This window comes from Phocaeicola sp. RTP21198st1_B8_RTP21198_201120 (genome assembly GCF_040929485.1).
GTDB classification, from domain to species: Bacteria; Bacteroidota; Bacteroidia; order Bacteroidales; family Bacteroidaceae; genus Phocaeicola; species Phocaeicola dorei.
This window is the reverse complement of the sequence record NZ_JBCOCI010000014.1, coordinates 1-17,256: the sequence shown is the minus strand read 5'-3', so window position 1 is coordinate 17,256 and position 17,256 is coordinate 1. Positions and strand designations below refer to the sequence as shown.

The 17,256-nt window shown below is 41.0% G+C and carries 19 protein-coding genes; all 19 read left to right on the top strand.

What is annotated here, in order from left to right:
- On the top strand, positions 1–245 hold a 245-nt coding region (locus tag AB5935_RS08360; protein WP_368327390.1), incomplete at its 5' end, for a hypothetical protein.
- A 347-nt stretch (positions 246–592) separates the two neighbouring features.
- Positions 593–1,183, top strand: coding sequence for a ParB N-terminal domain-containing protein (locus AB5935_RS08355; RefSeq protein ID WP_087338266.1), 591 nt, complete (start codon positions 593–595; stop codon positions 1,181–1,183).
- Positions 1,180–2,601, top strand: a complete 1,422-nt coding sequence (locus AB5935_RS08350; RefSeq protein ID WP_120053507.1) for a ParB N-terminal domain-containing protein — start codon at positions 1,180–1,182, stop codon at positions 2,599–2,601. The genes AB5935_RS08355 and AB5935_RS08350 overlap by 4 nt, the downstream gene beginning before the upstream one ends.
- A gap of 3 nt (positions 2,602–2,604) precedes the next feature.
- On the top strand, positions 2,605–3,147 hold the full coding sequence (locus tag AB5935_RS08345; RefSeq protein WP_038609487.1) for a DNA-packaging protein: 543 nt from the start codon (positions 2,605–2,607) through the stop codon (positions 3,145–3,147).
- A gap of 1 nt (position 3,148) precedes the next feature.
- Complete coding sequence (locus AB5935_RS08340) at positions 3,149–4,465, top strand: phage terminase large subunit (RefSeq protein WP_120053505.1); 1,317 nt, start codon at positions 3,149–3,151, stop codon at positions 4,463–4,465.
- Entirely contained in the window at positions 4,462–4,998 is a 537-nt protein-coding gene (locus AB5935_RS08335) for a hypothetical protein (protein WP_120053503.1), read from the top strand. The genes AB5935_RS08340 and AB5935_RS08335 overlap by 4 nt, the downstream gene beginning before the upstream one ends.
- Positions 4,995–5,459 (top strand): hypothetical protein, encoded by a 465-nt coding sequence (locus tag AB5935_RS08330; RefSeq protein ID WP_051926262.1) that lies wholly within the window; start codon positions 4,995–4,997, stop codon positions 5,457–5,459. Before AB5935_RS08335 ends, AB5935_RS08330 begins: the two co-directional genes overlap by 4 nt.
- On the top strand, positions 5,443–5,925 hold the full coding sequence (locus tag AB5935_RS08325) for a hypothetical protein (RefSeq protein WP_038609481.1): 483 nt from the start codon (positions 5,443–5,445) through the stop codon (positions 5,923–5,925). Before AB5935_RS08330 ends, AB5935_RS08325 begins: the two co-directional genes overlap by 17 nt.
- Entirely contained in the window at positions 5,903–6,994 is a 1,092-nt protein-coding gene (locus AB5935_RS08320; protein ID WP_120053501.1) for a hypothetical protein, read from the top strand. The genes AB5935_RS08325 and AB5935_RS08320 overlap by 23 nt, the downstream gene beginning before the upstream one ends.
- A complete protein-coding gene (locus tag AB5935_RS08315; RefSeq protein WP_120053499.1) occupies positions 6,991–8,841 on the top strand; it encodes a hypothetical protein in 1,851 nt (616 codons plus the stop codon). The genes AB5935_RS08320 and AB5935_RS08315 overlap by 4 nt, the downstream gene beginning before the upstream one ends.
- Before the next feature lie 2 nt (positions 8,842–8,843).
- Entirely contained in the window at positions 8,844–11,486 is a 2,643-nt protein-coding gene (locus AB5935_RS08310; protein ID WP_120053497.1) for a hypothetical protein, read from the top strand.
- Positions 11,483–11,719: a hypothetical protein gene (locus AB5935_RS08305; RefSeq protein ID WP_120053495.1), complete on the top strand. Its 237-nt coding sequence runs from the start codon at positions 11,483–11,485 to the stop codon at positions 11,717–11,719. The genes AB5935_RS08310 and AB5935_RS08305 overlap by 4 nt, the downstream gene beginning before the upstream one ends.
- A gap of 118 nt (positions 11,720–11,837) precedes the next feature.
- Positions 11,838–12,980: a Clp protease ClpP gene (locus AB5935_RS08300; protein WP_120053493.1), complete on the top strand. Its 1,143-nt coding sequence runs from the start codon at positions 11,838–11,840 to the stop codon at positions 12,978–12,980.
- 6 nt (positions 12,981–12,986) lie between these two features.
- Positions 12,987–14,057, top strand: coding sequence for a hypothetical protein (locus AB5935_RS08295; protein ID WP_120053491.1), 1,071 nt, complete (start codon positions 12,987–12,989; stop codon positions 14,055–14,057).
- A 10-nt stretch (positions 14,058–14,067) separates the two neighbouring features.
- Positions 14,068–14,676 (top strand): hypothetical protein, encoded by a 609-nt coding sequence (locus AB5935_RS08290; RefSeq protein ID WP_120053541.1) that lies wholly within the window; start codon positions 14,068–14,070, stop codon positions 14,674–14,676.
- Positions 14,673–15,266, top strand: a complete 594-nt coding sequence (locus AB5935_RS08285; RefSeq protein ID WP_120053489.1) for a hypothetical protein — start codon at positions 14,673–14,675, stop codon at positions 15,264–15,266. The genes AB5935_RS08290 and AB5935_RS08285 overlap by 4 nt, the downstream gene beginning before the upstream one ends.
- A gap of 20 nt (positions 15,267–15,286) precedes the next feature.
- Positions 15,287–16,474 carry a hypothetical protein gene (locus AB5935_RS08280; protein ID WP_120053487.1) on the top strand — a complete coding sequence of 396 codons (1,188 nt, stop codon included), beginning with the start codon at positions 15,287–15,289 and terminating at the stop codon, positions 16,472–16,474.
- The gene (locus tag AB5935_RS08275) at positions 16,446–16,955 is read left to right on the top strand and encodes a hypothetical protein (RefSeq protein WP_120053485.1); all 510 of its coding nucleotides are present in this window, start codon (positions 16,446–16,448) and stop codon (positions 16,953–16,955) included. Before AB5935_RS08280 ends, AB5935_RS08275 begins: the two co-directional genes overlap by 29 nt.
- Positions 16,952–17,256: hypothetical protein (locus AB5935_RS08270; RefSeq protein ID WP_368327389.1), on the top strand; the 305-nt coding region annotated here is incomplete at its 3' end. The genes AB5935_RS08275 and AB5935_RS08270, both read left to right, overlap by 4 nt.

Sequence of the window (17,256 nt, the reverse complement as noted above, 5' to 3'; positions counted from 1 at the left end):
TGGATAAAGATAAATTTAACAGAGCAATGGAACTAAACAATAAAATAGAGGAATACAAAAGTCATAAGACAGCATTTGAAAGTTCTAACATAAAATATGGTGGTAAATTGATATTTACATACAACAGTATGCACAATAATGTACCATTAAAGAAAGAAATTATTGGTAAGAATTTCCTTCATAACTATATGTATGCTTTAGATAGCAAGATAAAAACATTACAAAAAGAGTTTGACGAATTATGATAAAGGAAGAAACCAAACAGACAGTAGAAGAAGCAGCAAGAGAAAATATCTTGTTTAATCACAGGACAGTTGACAGTTTCAATCCACACACCCACGAAGGGTGTGACTATCTTTCCCACTTTTCATATTAACATTCATCAAAGAAGAATGCAAGACTTTACAGGTTACCAGTGAAATACTTTCCTGTAATTCTTTATCTTACCAGCAATTCGGCATTGATATCAACAAAGGAATTATAACACACATAACAAAGTATTGACAAGCCGTGTCAGTACTTTGTTTTCCTCATTTTTCCCCTTAGCTCCCTTATTAAGTACCTTCGTTTCTGTAACGCAAAAAAAGCAATTATGGAAATTATTTACAGAAAACTAGAGGAACTGAAGAAACTGGAAAACAATCCAAGAACTATTTCGGATGAACAGCTAGACAAACTTAAAGAGTCAATCCGAAACAATCCGGATTATTTCGAAGCCCGACCGATCATCCTGTCAGACCGTACTGGCGAATTGATCATTATAGCCGGAAACCAAAGGTATGATGCCTGTATATCGCTAGGTATGCAACAAGTACCGACCGTTCTTATTCCCAACCTGACCGAGGAAAGGGAACGTGAGCTAATCATACGTGATAACGTTAACAACGGACAATGGGACATAACCAAGTTGTTTGACTGGGATTGTAACGAGTTGCTTAATTGGGGTATGGAAGGCATCAGCTTTCCTGATCCGACAGATTTTTCAGAAGATATAGAAGACAGTCATAATGTTCTCAAGAACGCAAACTATGAAGCCGGAGCTCATATCAAATATTTAGTATTTGAGGGGTATAAGATTCCAGTCAGTGAAAGCGAACTGGAAGCACTGAAAGCACGGGCTTCTGAATATTTGGATGAGAACGGTGTAATGGTTGGTTTTGTTAATAATCTACTTGGCTTATGATGGAATACATAGACATATCAATATTGAACCCGGCAGAATATAACCCACGCCTGCTCACTAATGAAGCACAAGAAGATTTAAAAAAATCCATCAAGGAATTAGGCATTATCAAACCGATCATCATACGTCAATCGGATAAACGTATCATGGCAGGACACCAACGTACAAAGACAATGAAGCTGCTTGGGTATACCCATGTTCCAGCCTTTATTCTTGACGGTGTAAACTCCACCGATGAAGTAAGGTTCAACCAACTTCACAACTATGCGGAATGTGAGTTGTCGGAAATCCAACCAGAAATCAATGTAAGTCTTCCTAAAGGAACAGAAGGATTTTATACTGTATCCAACAAAGATATCTCCATTCTTTCCAAAGGAGGAAACAACTCACGTGTTGTTGACCTTACGAAAATGATTCTCCGCTACGGCCAGTTTGCAAATGCCGTATGTGACCATACCGGGAAAGTGATCATCTCAACAGTATATGCCAAAACGGTAAAACTATTAGGTATGGACCTACTTGTATATGTCCTTCCAGAAGGGAAAGAAGAAATCGCGCTCAAATACTTCTCTAAGGAATATGGAGTGTTCGAGTATTCCCATCTGGAACGAAAGACCTATATACAGTCTTTTGCCCAAAAGGCACGGCTACGGCAAAAGAACGGGGTTCCAAGCAAGCGTAGCCATTCAACGTTGTATGAAACGCAGGTTATACCATACATCACCAAGGATATGCGCATACTCGATTTCGGTGCCGGACAAAAGGATTACGCAACCATGCTGAAGAAAAAAGGCTATCTCATTGACGCAATTGAATTCTTCCACCGCAAAGATGGAGCGGACATCATTGATGAAAAGGAAATCAGGCAAGACTGTGCTTCCATATGCAAGACCTTGTCGGACTACGGGCTGTACGATGTGGTTGTGTGCGATAGCGTGTTGAACTCTGTAAACTCAGAAGAGGATGAAAATAATGTCTTACTTTCGTTATCAGCATTATGCAAGCCCGGAGGAATGATATTCTGGTCTGGCATTCCGCTGCTGTTCGCCCAGAAATCATCTGAACGCAAGGAAACACACGACCATCGTTCTAAAGCCGTATTTCTTGACGCAAAGAACTTCACAGCCAACTTCCGTTTTGGTGAATGGTACTTCCAGCATTATCATTCCACAGCTGACATCATCAGATTAAACACAGCTTACATCGGAAAGGATTTTAACATATTCGATAAAGGAATGAAGATAAGCCCAGAAAAAGAGTTAAGAGGTTCGTCATTTCAAGTAGCATCAACCAACGGAAGGAGCGCAAGTAAGAATGATTATCTGAAAGCGTTGCAATATGAATTCACACTTCCTCTTCCCAATAATCGCAAATGGGATCTGGACAAAGAAATTATACCAATCTTTAAAACACTATAAACAATGGCAGCACCTAAAGGAAATCAGTTTTGGATGTTACGCAGCAAGCATGGCAGGGATAAACTCTTCGCCACGCCTGAAGCGTTATGGGAGGCGGCGTGCGAATATTTCCAATGGTGTGATGAAAACCCATGGACAACAAGAAAGGCTATACAACGTACCATGCCTGTTAGACGCAAAAAAGGTAAAAGAACAGAAACTGTTAATGAACAGCAAACACAACAAGAAGTTTCACCTACACAGCGCCCCTACTCTCTCACCGGATTATGTATCTATCTAGGTACTTCATCACGTTGGTGGAGTAGCTTCAGAAGTGAATGCATGAAAAAAAATGATGAAGATTTTTTGCACGTCATCGCGCGGGTGGAAGAAACCATCGAGACTCAACAATTTGAAGGAGCCTGTGTTGGCGCTTTCAATGCAAACATTATAGCCCGAAAGCTAGGGTTGTCCGACAAACAGGAAGTGGATCATACAACACAAGGCAAACCCTTCAACGGATTTGACTTTCTTCCCTATACTCCCGAAGCTGACAAATTGAAGTGATATGGAGCAAAAGGTTAACTTAAAACAGCGATTGGCATACAATTTTCTTCGTGACAGCAAAACGAAATTTTTATTGTATGGTGGTGCCGGAGGTGGTGGTAAATCATGGCTAGGCTGTGAATGGCTGATGCAATGTGCCTACTATCTTCCCGGTACTCGCTGGTTTGTTGGCCGAAATAATTTGAAGGATAGCCGTGAGTCCGTTACCGTGACCTTCAATAAGGTAGCATCTTCTCACAGCTTCACGGCATACAAGACAACAAATGAAGGGATAGCCTTCGACAACGGAAGTGAAATCGTTTATATTGACTTGACGTATTATCCGGTGAAAGATCCGATGTATGAACGATTGGGGTCTAAGGAATATACAGGAGGATGGATAGAGGAAGCTGGTGAAGTGCACTACCTTGCCTTCGAAGTCTTGAAAACCCGTATCGGCCGCCACATGAACGATGTATATCATGTACCCGGAAAGATACTTATCACCTGCAACCCGAAGAAAAACTGGCTATACCGTGAATTCTACAAGCTCTGGAAAGAAGACAAATTACAAGCTCCTTATGCATTTATCCAGGCTTTGGTGCAGGATAATCCTTGGGCAACAGAAGACTACATCGAAAGTCTTCGAAACACAAAAGACCGGGTAACAAAGGAACGCCTATATTTCGGCAATTGGGAGTATGATAATGACCCGACTGCCCTGTGTAACTACGACGCTATCTGTGACTTGTTCACGAATGAGTTCATTGCTCCTGCAGGTGAATCTACCGGTTCTGCAGACCTTGCAATGAAGGGACGAGACAGATTTATCGCCGGTCATTGGAAAGGGAATGTGTGTTTTATCAAACTGGATCAGGAATACAGTACTGGAAAATCCATTGAAACAGACCTGAAGCGAATGATGATAGAATGCTCTATTCCTCGTAGTAAGATGATTGCGGACTCTGACGGATTGGGGAACTATCTTGAAAGCTATCTGAACGGTATCAAGGAGTTTCATGGAGGAGCACGACCTATTAATCCTGAATTTGACAATTTGAAATCAGAGTGTGCCTTCAAACTGGCTGAGATGATTAACAATCGATTGCTTCGTATTGTATGCACGGAAGCACAGCGAGAACGGATCATTGAAGAATTGTCAGTTCTCAAACAAGCACATATTGATGCAGACACACGGAAGAAAGGAATAATCAGCAAAGAAAAAATGAAAGAAATATTAGGTCATTCCACAGATTACCTTGATATGCTGATAATGGCAATGATATTCCGCATCAAACCAACACCCAAACGACCAAAAGCAAAAATAGGAAAGATATGACAGTAAAAGAATTTTTGACAATAAGCAGCATTGCCACCGAACCCGAGGTCATTAGAACCAAGTTGGATGAACTGAGAAAACCTTATCAACTAGGGCAGTATAAGACACCAGATACCCTAAACGACATAAATATGGGAGAACTGATGCAACTGCAATCCATCGAAACAGAACACGATATCTTGTTCGTTCCCTGTACTGTACTGATGGGGCTGAGTAAACGTTATATATCCCAACTTCCAGCTAGCGATGTACTGGGATTCGTACAATGGGTGGCCAAAGAAGTTGAACGAATAAATAAACTATTCGCGTCGACTAATGTACCACCCACACCCGAAGAGAAGCAAGCAGGATCCGAATTGCTAAATTTTGGACCTTTCGGCATGATTGATTACTATGCGCAGCGCATGGGTATCACTGATCATGCAGAAGTAGACAGCGTGCCATGGGTCAGAATATATAAATGTCTTGACATGGACGCCAAAAGAGTAAGATTCGAACGTAGATTAAGAAACATATTAAGTAAGAAGAAATGACGGTAGAGCAAAAAATTAAAAAGATAGTAGACTCCATGGAGGGTGTAAGTTACCTTTTTGACAACTGGCAAACAGCCAATATAAGACTGGACAAGATTAAATTGCCGGCAGTGCTTAATCTCCTTCCTGTAAGCGGAACTTTTAATCTAGGCAGACAGCAGTTAAGAGACTGCCCTAACTGTATGATGGCATTCATGGATAAAACCAAGTTCGATTTTGATGGCACAGAAAATGATGCAGTGATAGAAGGATGCAAGAATAAAGCCAAAGAATTCATATTGCTATTGAACAGGAGTGGGATGTTCAAAGAAATATCAGGAGATATCCCTTATTCTGTTTTCTATGACAAGCTGGATGTTAATGTAACCGGAATAGTTATCCAACTTAAGTTAGAAGAGATAATGGGTACTGTTATTTGCAACAAGAGCGTGAAAGAGATTGTATATGGCAGCAGAAACTAAAGCCGGAACCCTAAGAATAATAGGTGAAGAGCTGGAAGCGTTACGCAAGCGAATTATAGCCAACCATGAAGCAGCCGGACAAGTAGCCAGTGGAAGGACAAAGGGCAGTCTGAAAGTAGAAATGTCGGAGGACGGAGGCGTTTTGTGGGGCAGGCAGGCATTCGCTGTACTAGAAACCGGACGTGGACCAGGGAAAGTACCGAAAGGATTTTACAAGATTATCCGCCAATGGGTGGAAGATAAGGGTATACAAGTAAAGAAGCCCGATTCCTTCGCCTACCTTGTCGCTAGAAAGATAGCCAAGGAAGGAACGGAACTATACCGAAACAGAAAACATGAGGAAATCTATTCCCGTGATCTAGAAAATACCGTGGACAATATAGCTAGCAGGGTATCGGCTATATATGAAACAGAAGTTGAACATATAAATCTGAATTTCGACAATGAGAACACATACGATAGATAATACAACAATTGAATATCCTGACCAAATAGGATTCTGCTTTAATCCTGTGATAATAAATATCCTTGGCGGAAACTATCAATCTGTTACTGCAACGGTAACGGACACCACCACAGCCACATCAGACAGAGAGAACAGAGCGACGTTCGGTGGTTCCTGCTTCTTTGACCTATCATTCTATACGCAGAGCTATTTTGACGAATACAGAGAAGTCGATTACAAGTCAACTCACACCGAAGATAGTAAGTTAGGACGTCTGTTTAGCATAGAGCTTGATATGTATAACGAATCAGGAACACTTGAAAACAGCTTCCAGTTCAACGTATTCATATTGTGGGGAGCCAGTAAGGTTGGAGAGCAGTATAATGGAAGCCGAGTGCTGACATGGTTCAAAAACTACCCATTCTCTGTAGGCTTATACTCTGCAACATCAGGGAATGTAAAAGTAACTATAGATGGTTCCGAAAGCTCCCCTATCGCATTATCAGGACAAAATGCATGGAATATCATTCTTGCTGGAATAGATGCTTCAGACAGGGTGGAATTTTATCTACCTGGAAGTAATACGGCAGCATCTGTTTTTGACCACACCTTTGATTTCACCTTCCGAGGGCTGCTCAATATGGCCACAAAGATCACTTGTAAGGTTGACAATTCAGACTGTGGAATATACTTGAGATGGATCAACCGCCATGGAATGTGGTGTTACTGGCTATTCATGCAAGGAGACGAGACTTCGCAGGTATCCAATGACGGAGAGTTCATCAGAAACAATATGCAGGATTACAGTTACAAGAACGGATACCATGGAGGTAGCGGACGAAAGCAAAGGAAAATGGAAGAAACGACACTTCCCGTATGCGCTCCATTAATAGACAGCATAACTTATGACTTCCTTTACCAAATGGCCACATCTCCTGTTGTTGATATGTTCATGGGCTATGATGATAACGGTAACGCCAGATGGATGGCCGTAAATGTGTCTGTGGGAAATTTCGTCAAACAGCGGGTATCACTGCAAGACTTTGAAGCGAACATTATATTACCTGAAACTAACGTACAGAGCTTATGACAGAACAACTACTATTCATAGATAACAAAGCAATGGATATTAATGAAAGTACCAATATCACATTGAATTTTAGAAGTAATATTTTTAGCGATGTAAGCAAGATCACAAGCAACAACACATACTCCATCAAGCTACCTTTGACAATCAACAACTGTCATGTGATTAATTATGCGCATCTCCCATCCCATTCAGCACAATATGCTCGTATCAACCACAAAGGACGCTATTTGCGCAATGGGATTGAAATCATACCGGACGCCAGCGTCATTCTTATAGAAATATCCGAAACCATAGATATAGCCATGACATGGGGCAATGTTTCTAAATTTGCAGAAATTGTAAATGACAACAAGACATTGCAGGATTTATCGTACGGCAGGACAGAAAACGAAGATTACATCATTTGGAAGAAAGGAGACAATTCGCCCCGAATACCTAAAATTGATTATGGCTTTAAAAATGATGAGCCGGCTGCCTGGTATCACCCTGTGGTTACAGCTATGTGGGTTTTGAACAAAATAGAAGCTGATGCCGATATCACCTTTAAATTCCAAGAACAACACTACGAACTGTTGAAAACTTTAGTTATTCCATTGCTTTCAAGAAATAGCGCACCAAAAGAAATCGAAGCTCGCACTACAACTTTAACAAATGACGGAATATCTCCATATAATATTCCAGGAGGATGGATTCTCAAAATATTCCAATTTGTGGAAAGTGGATCTGACTATTATGTGGCTATAACAAAAGATTCGTCAGGCAAGGTAATCGGATTCAAGCCGCAGAAAGAGAACGTACCCCTTAGAATTATTGGAACTATCAATATAATAGTCAATACTAGCCAGGAACCACAAAGTTCAGGTGAATATGGTGTTTCTTTCGATATACGGAACAAAGAATCCATAACCAGCAAGTTGAAATTCAGGTGTAATCCGAGTATATCCTTATTACAAGAAAATCAATACAGGTATTCTTTCACTATAGATGGGGAGTTTAATCCAGGAGATACAGAGGAACTCAGCGCTATACTGTACGATCCTTATGCAGAATTGGGGAATTATACAATAGAAGAAGGAAGCTATGTCAAAATAACGATGCGAGATACTGTCTATTTGAAAGACACTGATGAAGCAAACTCCCGGTTCTATTATGTTCCAAACCTACCTGATATAAAACAGATAGACTTTATCAAAGCTATAGCATCTATTTGTGGAACTTTTGCCATTCCCGGCAATGGAAATGTCGTAAGCTTCGTTCCTATTGATACCATCATAGAAAATAAGACCAAAGCTCTGAACTGGACCAAAAGAGTTATCGCCTCATATAGTGCAAACCGTCCTAAAAATATATCTTTCAAAATTGACGGATTCTCTCAAAGAAATGTATACAAATGGAAAAATGACGACAAAAACAAATACAATGGAATCATATACGTTGACGATAAGACTTTGGAATATGAACAGGAAACGCTGACATTGCCTTTCGCAGCGTCTGAAATGAAAGGTGGAATCGCAACTATCCCGATATATTCCTATACATCTGACGGAGCTTTACAATATAACGAAAGTACAGATCCCAGACTACTGGTCCTAAAGAACGACAATACAGCAACTTTTGACGGTCTGGACTGGAACACTATTATTGAAAACAACTACAAATCTTATCAGAAATATATCAGAGAACCTAAGATTATTACCGAGCTGGTAGAAATCAGAGATCATGAATTACGAAACTTGGATATGTCTGTACCTGTTTATCTGGCCCAATATGGAAAATATTACGCAGTCATATCAATAAAAGCAGAGAAAACAGGTATTTGCGAATGTAAACTTTTTCAATTGGATTAATTATGGCAGACAAAGTAGAAAAGATACTTGATATCAAAGTGAATTATAATGAAGCTATCAAAGCTATAGCCGAGTATCAGACAAAAATCGACAAAGCCAAAGAAGCAGAGGCGAAACTGAAGGAACAGTTAAAGGCTGGAGACATAAAAAGGCAGCAGTACAATGAAGAAATGGCGGCATCTAAAGTCTATATCAACGACTGTAATGATTCGATACGTATTATAACGAAAACAATGCAAAATCAGCTCAAGCAGGAGAAGGCGCAAGAAAACAGCCTTGTTTCTCTCCGTGCCAAACTGTCAAATCTAACGGCTGAATACGATGCTTTATCCGAAGCGGAACGGAATGCGGCTACAGGCATTAAGTTACGGGATAAAATTAATGAGGTTACTGATGCTCTGAAGGACGCTGAAGAAGAGACACAGCGGTATTACCGAAATGTTGGCAATTACAAGGAAGCTATAATGGAAGCCGCCAATGCCAATATCCCGTTCGTGCAACAGATAAATGTAATGGTGACCTCTTTGGGCGGAGTAAAAAATTACATAAGTAATGTAAATCAAAAATTGATTACTGTTGCAAAAACCACGACAGGACTAACAAGAGTAGTCAAACTACTTGGAACCGCCATGCTAGGACTTGGAATAGGTGCTCTTTTGGTTGTACTGGCTTCTCTTGTATCATGGTTCACCAAAACACAGAAGGGCGTGGAAGCAGCCAATAAAATAATGGGGGCTCTGGGTGCCACTGTAAATGTCTTAATAGACCGGGCAGGCAAGTTGGGAAGTGCTTTAGTGAATCTGTTTACCGGGAACTTCAAACAGGCGGGGAATGATGCCAAATCCATATTCGCTGGTATCGGTGATGAAATAGTCAATGAAACCAAACAGGCGTGGAAGCTGGCAGAAGTCTTGAATGAGATAGACAAGAGGGAAGTCATGCTGTCCATGTCACGTGCCGCTAACCGAGCTGAAATTGAGAAGCTGAAAAAAGCTGCAGATGACCAAACCCTATCCACACAGGAACGTATTAAAGCTGCGGAAAAAGCTGCGGAAATTGAGAAGAAGGACCTTGCCGTACAGACAGAACTAGCAGAAGCAAGACTGGCTAACACCCTTGGATTTACCGAGATGAACAATGAAGTACGCAAGTTGATGGAGCAGATTAAAGCTGGTGATATTACAGCCGATGAAGTAATAGAAAAACTTGGGTTATCAGATAGTACGATAGAAGACCTTAAAGTGTTCCGTGACCAATTCAACGAACTTCAGGAGCTAATGGAAGATAGCTACGGCCGTCAGACAGAGCAGCAAAACACCCTAAACTCTATCCGCCAGGAAGGTGCAGACAAAGCAAAGGAAGCAAAGCAAACAGAACTGGAAGCAGTAAGGGCAGCAGAAGATGCTATGCTTGCCTTGGTGAAAGACAAAAGAGAACAAGCACGGAAAGAGATTGAATTGAACTATTCCCGGCAGATTGAGGATTTGCAAATCAGTTTAAAGCAAGAAGAGAACCTTACCGCCAAGGCTCGTGAAGCCATCAACGCCAAAATAAAGGCTTTGGAACAACAAAAATCTATGGAGCTTAGCAAGCTGTCCGATGAGGAGCTGAAAAAAGAACTGGAGAACCGTTTAAAAATGATATCCCTGCAATTGGAATCGGTCAAGGAAGGCAGCGAACAGGAATACCAGTTAAAGATACAACAATTACAAGCACAACAAGAGGCGGAACTCTCCAGCACAGAACAGACCGAAGAAATGAAACTGGCCATTAAAGCAAAGTACAATACCAAGATAGACGAACTGGCAACAGCTCATGAGCAGAATATTATCAACAAGCAAAAGGAAGCCATGCGCATACGCTTTGAAACGGAAATCGCACAAGCATATGATAACGAAGAGGAAATTCTTCGTATAAGGATGGAACAAAAGAAAGCAGAGCTCGATAGCCTGCAGCAAATGGAAGGTGAAAGTATAGAAGCATTCAATCTTCGCAAGCTGGAAGTACAGAATGCTTATCTGGAATCCAAAAAAGAACTGAGCGATAAGGAGATTGAAATAGAACAAGCTAAATATGAGGCAATGGAACAGGTGACAAATGGTCTTGTAGCTCTCACAGAACAAATTGGGGAGTCTGACAGAGGGTTTGCTATGGCAAGCAAAATGTTGGCTTTGGCAGAGATCGCCATCAATTCAGGTAAGGCGATCGCAAAAATGGTATCCGCTGAATCAGGGAAAGGTATTCTTGGTATAGCTACAATGGCATCAGGTATTGCAACAATCCTTTCTAACATTGCAAATGCTGTTAAGATAGTAAAAAGTGCTAAATTTGCAGAAGGTGGTTTGGTTACAGGACCGGGGACAGGAACGAGCGACAGTATTCCGGCACAGTTGTCGAATGGAGAATCCGTTATAACCGCCAAAGCTACGTCCATGTTCGCCCCTATCCTATCATCCTTCAATATGATGGGTGGAGGTGTACCTATTAATGTAACAGCAACGAATAATCAAACTTTAGGCGAAGATATGCTGGCCAGAGCAGTCGCCAAAGGAATGATGATGGCTCCTGCCCCTGTCGTTTCTGTAGAAGAGTTTACTTCAGTTGCGAATAGAATTAAATACATAGAAGAAAGCGGTAGTTTATGAAAGCATACGAACTATTATATATAAACAGGAACACTCTTAGGATAATGTCTGAAATGTCATTAGATGCATCAGATATTAAATACCTGGGAATGTATAAAGACTACACCCGTCTTACGGCTGAAGGTCATAAAAAGGCATATATCATGCAGTACCTGGCAGATGAATACAGCATTTCAGAAAGGACCATCTATAGAGTCATTGACAGGTTGTCCGTTGACGTTTCAATTCAATAAGGGGGAAGATTATTCTTCCCCCTATTTTTTTTACTGACAAAGCGTGTCAGTGCTATTATGTTCTGAAATTCTTATAGCCATATACCGTTTTTTACCTTTGCTTCAAAATAGATTATATATGGCGAAATTATTCATCAATAAAGACATAGCTCCTGATACTGATAAATACAAGTATTGGCTCACAGGTGAAGACAGTGTATCGTTTTCCGACATACAATACTTTATCGACTGGATGCCATCAGACGACAACCGGATAGATGTAGAGATACACTCATGCGGCGGAGACTGTGTAGAAGGGTATGCCATCTATGATGCCCTACGTGCTTCCGGAAAGGAAATATCGTGTAAGGTAGTAGGACGATGCGCATCAATGGCCACTGTGATACTTCTTGCCGCTCCATTAGAACGAAGGACAGCATACGCTCATTCCGAATTACTTATTCATAGCCCATATTACGGCAGTGCGCCTAACGGGATACTTACTGTAGCCAAAATGGAAGCTATGATCAATGAATTGAACTCGGATAAAGAAAAAATGTTGGCCCTCTATACAGAACGGACAGGAAAAACACGTGAAGTTCTAGAAGCCCAAATGGCTACAGACAGCTGGTTCTCTCCGGAAAAAGCAATAGAACTGGGATTCATATCATCCATTGTACCTGCAATATCGGCAAAAGTAGAACTTAATATTAATCAAAACCCTAAAGGAATGACAAAAGGAAAAGAAACGGCTGTACCACAGTCCTTGTTAGACCGCTTATTAAAAAAGTGTGGCTACGCAAAAATCGAAGATGTACCCACTGTTGGATTAGTAATTACCACATCCACAGGTGACGAACTGAATGTTGAACGTGAAGAAGGAGAAATCCAAGTGGGCGATCCCGCATCACCAGACGGGGAACATGTTTTAGAAGACGGACGTACTGTAGTAGTACAGGACGGGGTAATTACAGAAATCAAAGAGCCTGGAAGTGAAGATGAAGATGTCGATGCATTGAAAGCACGCATTGACGAACTTGAAGCGGAGAATAAAGAGCTAAAGGAAAACGCCAAGAGCGAAGAAGATGTAAAGATATTAGCTGCCGTTAAGGATGCAGGAGGCATAGACAAACTTACCAAAGCAGCTTCCAGCAAATATACCCCAGCAGGACGTGTGCAGCCGACAAACAGCAAAAAGAATGATGCTGCACCTGTTGGAATCATACAGAAAAAACTTGCAGAAGCCCGAGAAAAGAACAAAAATCGTTATCAAAAAAAGTAATCAAGTATGGAAATCTTAGAATCAGTAAAAAATCTAACAAAAGACAATGGGGCGGTAAAAGACTTACGAGACCTTTTAGTCCTAACCAATTTTGTTGATGAAACCTTGGAACAGTTCTTTACCTTCCGACAAAACGTCGCAAATGGCGAAAAACTCGGATGGACAGGAGAAATGAGTGATATCGGTTGGGCTGGTGCCAAATGTAATCCGACATATAAAACGCCAACAATCGAAGCTGCTGAGAAGACATGGGATATTGGCGACTGGTCTACTCCGTTAAAATGGTGCTACGAGGACTTTATGAATACCATTGCCGAGTATGCGTTGAAAACAGGCTCTGATATCGGAGATCTGACCTCTACGGATATTATGGATGTTATTATCTATCCTGCCTTGGACAGAGCTATCAAACGTATGTTTTGGCGTTTTATATGGTTTGGAGATAAGGAAGCCAAAGACACAGATTCTTCCGGACAAATAACATCGGGAGTAGATGTGGAACTATTCAAGCCCTGTAATGGCTTATGGAAACAATTGTTCGCCATAGGAGCGGCCAGTGAAGCCCAGCATACTAAAATCGCAGCCAATGACGAAGCGTCAACAGCTCTGCAGCTAAGCAAGATAAAGGAAGCTGGTGTCGCTATTGGTATATTCGATTCTATTCTGGACTCTGCTGATCCGCGCATATCAGGTCTTGACGGTACAGCCCTTTACGTAACAAAATCTCTTGCAGATGCCTTGACAAAAGATCTGAAACGTGAATACAAGCTTATCCTCGAATGGGAACAGATATTCAAAGGACTGGAAGTTTCTGAGTACAATGGAACGCCTATCTACAAGGTGTCCATTTGGGACAGAATGATCATGCAGTACCAAAACAATGGGACCAAGCTGAACCTTCCTCACCGTGCGGTATTCGGTTCGCCAAAGCAAATGTTCGTAGGTTCTCCTGCAGGTCAAATCATCTCCGAACTAGAACTGTGGTTCAATCAGGACGAACGTGTAACCAAGGCTTATTCCGCAGGTCGTTTGGGCTGTCTGATTGGAGAAGATAATTTATTCCAAATCGCTTATTAAAATGAGTAACATGGCAGTATGTGACATAACTATCAAGAAGGACATCGCACCATCGTGCGATGATCCTATTGTTCCAGGATTGGAACAGGAGGGCGTAATAATGAATCGTGCAGAAGTGGATTTCGGTGCGGTTACTTTCAACGCAACCCGTAAGAATGTGATCGAAACTCTTGCACTGAAAACAGGTAAAAAAGGTTACAAGGTACAGGTATTCGGTGCAACCCCCTTTACTGGTACTAATACAGCCTTGGCAACAGGAACCTATCGTAACACGTTCACTAACACAGTGAACATGGTTGTATTAGCAAATGACCCCGATGTATGCAATGACATTATTGACGGGCTCGCTAATGGTGAGTTTGTCATTGTTTTGGAAAATAAAGCCAAAGGGTTAAATAAAACCGAGAATCCAGGAGATTCAGCTTTCCAAGTATACGGTTACTACCAAGGTTTGAAAGCCGCAGAGATTGGCAATGACAAGTACTCTGAAGAAACGGAAGGGGGATGGAGTATCTCTTTGCAAGAAACGAAGGTTCCCAAATCAGCATTATTCTTGTACAAGACATCTTATGATGCGACAAAAACACTTGTTGAAACACTGACAAAACCATCTGAATGATTATGGAGTTAAAAGAAGTGGTTGATAAATTAAAGGAGTTAGGAGGCTTACCCTCCTACTCTTCTTCTGATAAATCAGAGATAGAAAGATTGTACAAGGAAGTGTTGGGAAAAGAATTCACCAAGACATCGTGTAACGACTGCTATCGCGATGCTGTAATCGAAATGACTGTTTACATCAAAAAGAATAACCGTATGAAAGAAAAATGTAATTATAGATTAAAGAATGGTGTCCTACTTCAGCCGGAGTTTGGAAGCAGTGAAATGTACACTAATGACAATCTCACTGATGAAGTTGCTGAAAAGTATCTTGCCAAAAATCCGAAAGGTGAAATTTATTTCGCCCATGTACCTACGGACTGGAAAGAACGTATCAACAAACGTGTATACAATCAAAGCCTGCTTGATTCAATGGTAGAATCATTACAAGACGGAGTTTCTGAAGAATCCGTGACCGATACGTTGAAAGATTTCCAAATCAACGGCAAGAAGATCAGTAAAAAAGCTCTGAATCTGCATCTAAGCAAGGCCATTGAAATTGTGAGCGCAATGCAGGGAGAAGACGAAGATAAAGTTAACGAAAAAGAATAAAGAATATAATCCTCACGGACATGAGAGTAAAAGACTTAAAAAAGAAAAGCAATAACCGCATTGATACAAGCTACCTACAAAGCCTTGGAATTCAAACATACGGACAGGACAACCTGTATCCGCAAACATTAAAAAATATTATTGCTGCAAGCTCTACAGGATCCGAATGCTCAGACCGTTTCGCTGACTTTATCGAAGGAAACGGATTCCGTGAGGTTGCTTTATCGGAATATGTGGTAAACCGTAAGGGTGACACTGTTGACGATATCCACTCCCTTGTGTGTAAGGATATGGCGGACATGAACGGTATTGCCCTGCACGTCAATTACAATATACTGGGTGACATTGTAGAACTACATCATATACCCTTTGAAAACTGCCGGCTAATGGAAGAAGATGAAAACGGTTATGTGGCAAAAATAGCAGTGCATCCAGACTGGAGCGGAAAGAAGACACGTAAAGGGAAAGCTCTGCAGGTCAAGAAAGAAAACATCGACTACATAGACGTTTTTAACCCCAAAAAAGATGTGATACTGGCTCAAATAGAAGCAGCCGGAGGCATTGAATACTACAAAGGTCAAATCCTATGGGTGTCAATGGCCGGGAAAAATACTTATCCTGTCGGGAAAGGTGACCGGGTGGCTACAGAAATGAGTACCGATGAAGGGCTGTCCAATGTCAAGTACAGAAATGTACGAAATAATTTCTTCCCTGGCGCTATGGTATTCACCAAAAAGGGATCGAACATAACCTTTGACGAAGAAGGCAACGAAGTGAAAGATACAGACGATGACGACAGTTTCTCAAATACACTCATCCAGTTGCAAGGTGATACGAATGCAGGAAAGATTATGGAAGTTACTTTAGAAAGCGATGAGGAAAAACCTGAAATAATAAATCTGAACTCACAAAATTACGACAAAGAATTTACCGTTACTGACGCAAGTGTGGTTGAACGTATTTATTCAGCTTATGGCCAAGAGCCATGGTATTGCATCCGTATTGGTAAAGTCGGATTCTCAGGCGATATTTTGGAAGATGCTTTCGAGTATTACAATTCTATCGTAAGCAAGCAACAACGCTTAATAGAGCGTACCTTTAGCCGTATATTCAGCTATTGGTATGAAGTAGTCAACCCCTCTAATGATTATAGTGTGGAACCATTAAAGTATGTACGAAATGCAGCAGTATCTAATAACAACAGATGAGGTATCGGCTTTGTCTCGCGGAATGTCTGTACATCTCGATCCTGACAAGATAGAAACCTACATCCGTGAGTCGGAGAATATCTACATCAAATCAGCGTTGGGAGACGAACTGTTCCTTGACGTGAAAAAAAATCCTGAAAAATACCAGCTACTGCTTGACGGAGGTACTTATGAAACTAAATGTAAAAAGAAGATAATCATCACTGGACTTCGCGTAGCTTTGGCTTATTATACCTATGCCTGTATTGTCAAAAATGGAGATGGAAATGTATCCCGTTTCGGCTTCGTGAACAAGGAAGGTGAATATAGCAGTCATACAGTATTCAAGGAAAAGATGATGGTGTATAGCGATGCATGTAGTATAGCTGACCGCTACCTGAAAGAATGCGTGCTTTACCTAAAAGAATGCTGTATGCCACTTTATAACGGTGAAGGGAAATTAAAATCTAATAGAACTGTTTTTCGTGTAATAGGAGAATGAGCGATTCTGTTGACATATTAAAGAAACTGGCTCTTCAAGTAAGAAACGCATCTGTAGAAGGAGAGAATACAGCTGAAAGAATTGGGCGCATATTTATCGGGATTCTAGAAAACATGGATAATTCTGATATAGAAAAGCTCACCAAATACTTTTTACGCAAAGATAAAGAAGACACTGCCAATGAGCTGATCACGTTCCTGAAAGGTTTTTTGGTTGGTAAGAATGGTAGTGGAATTACTGTACTGGAAGATGGTACCTCTCAAGCCGTTGTTGACCGGCTTTATGTGAAGATTAAGGCTGT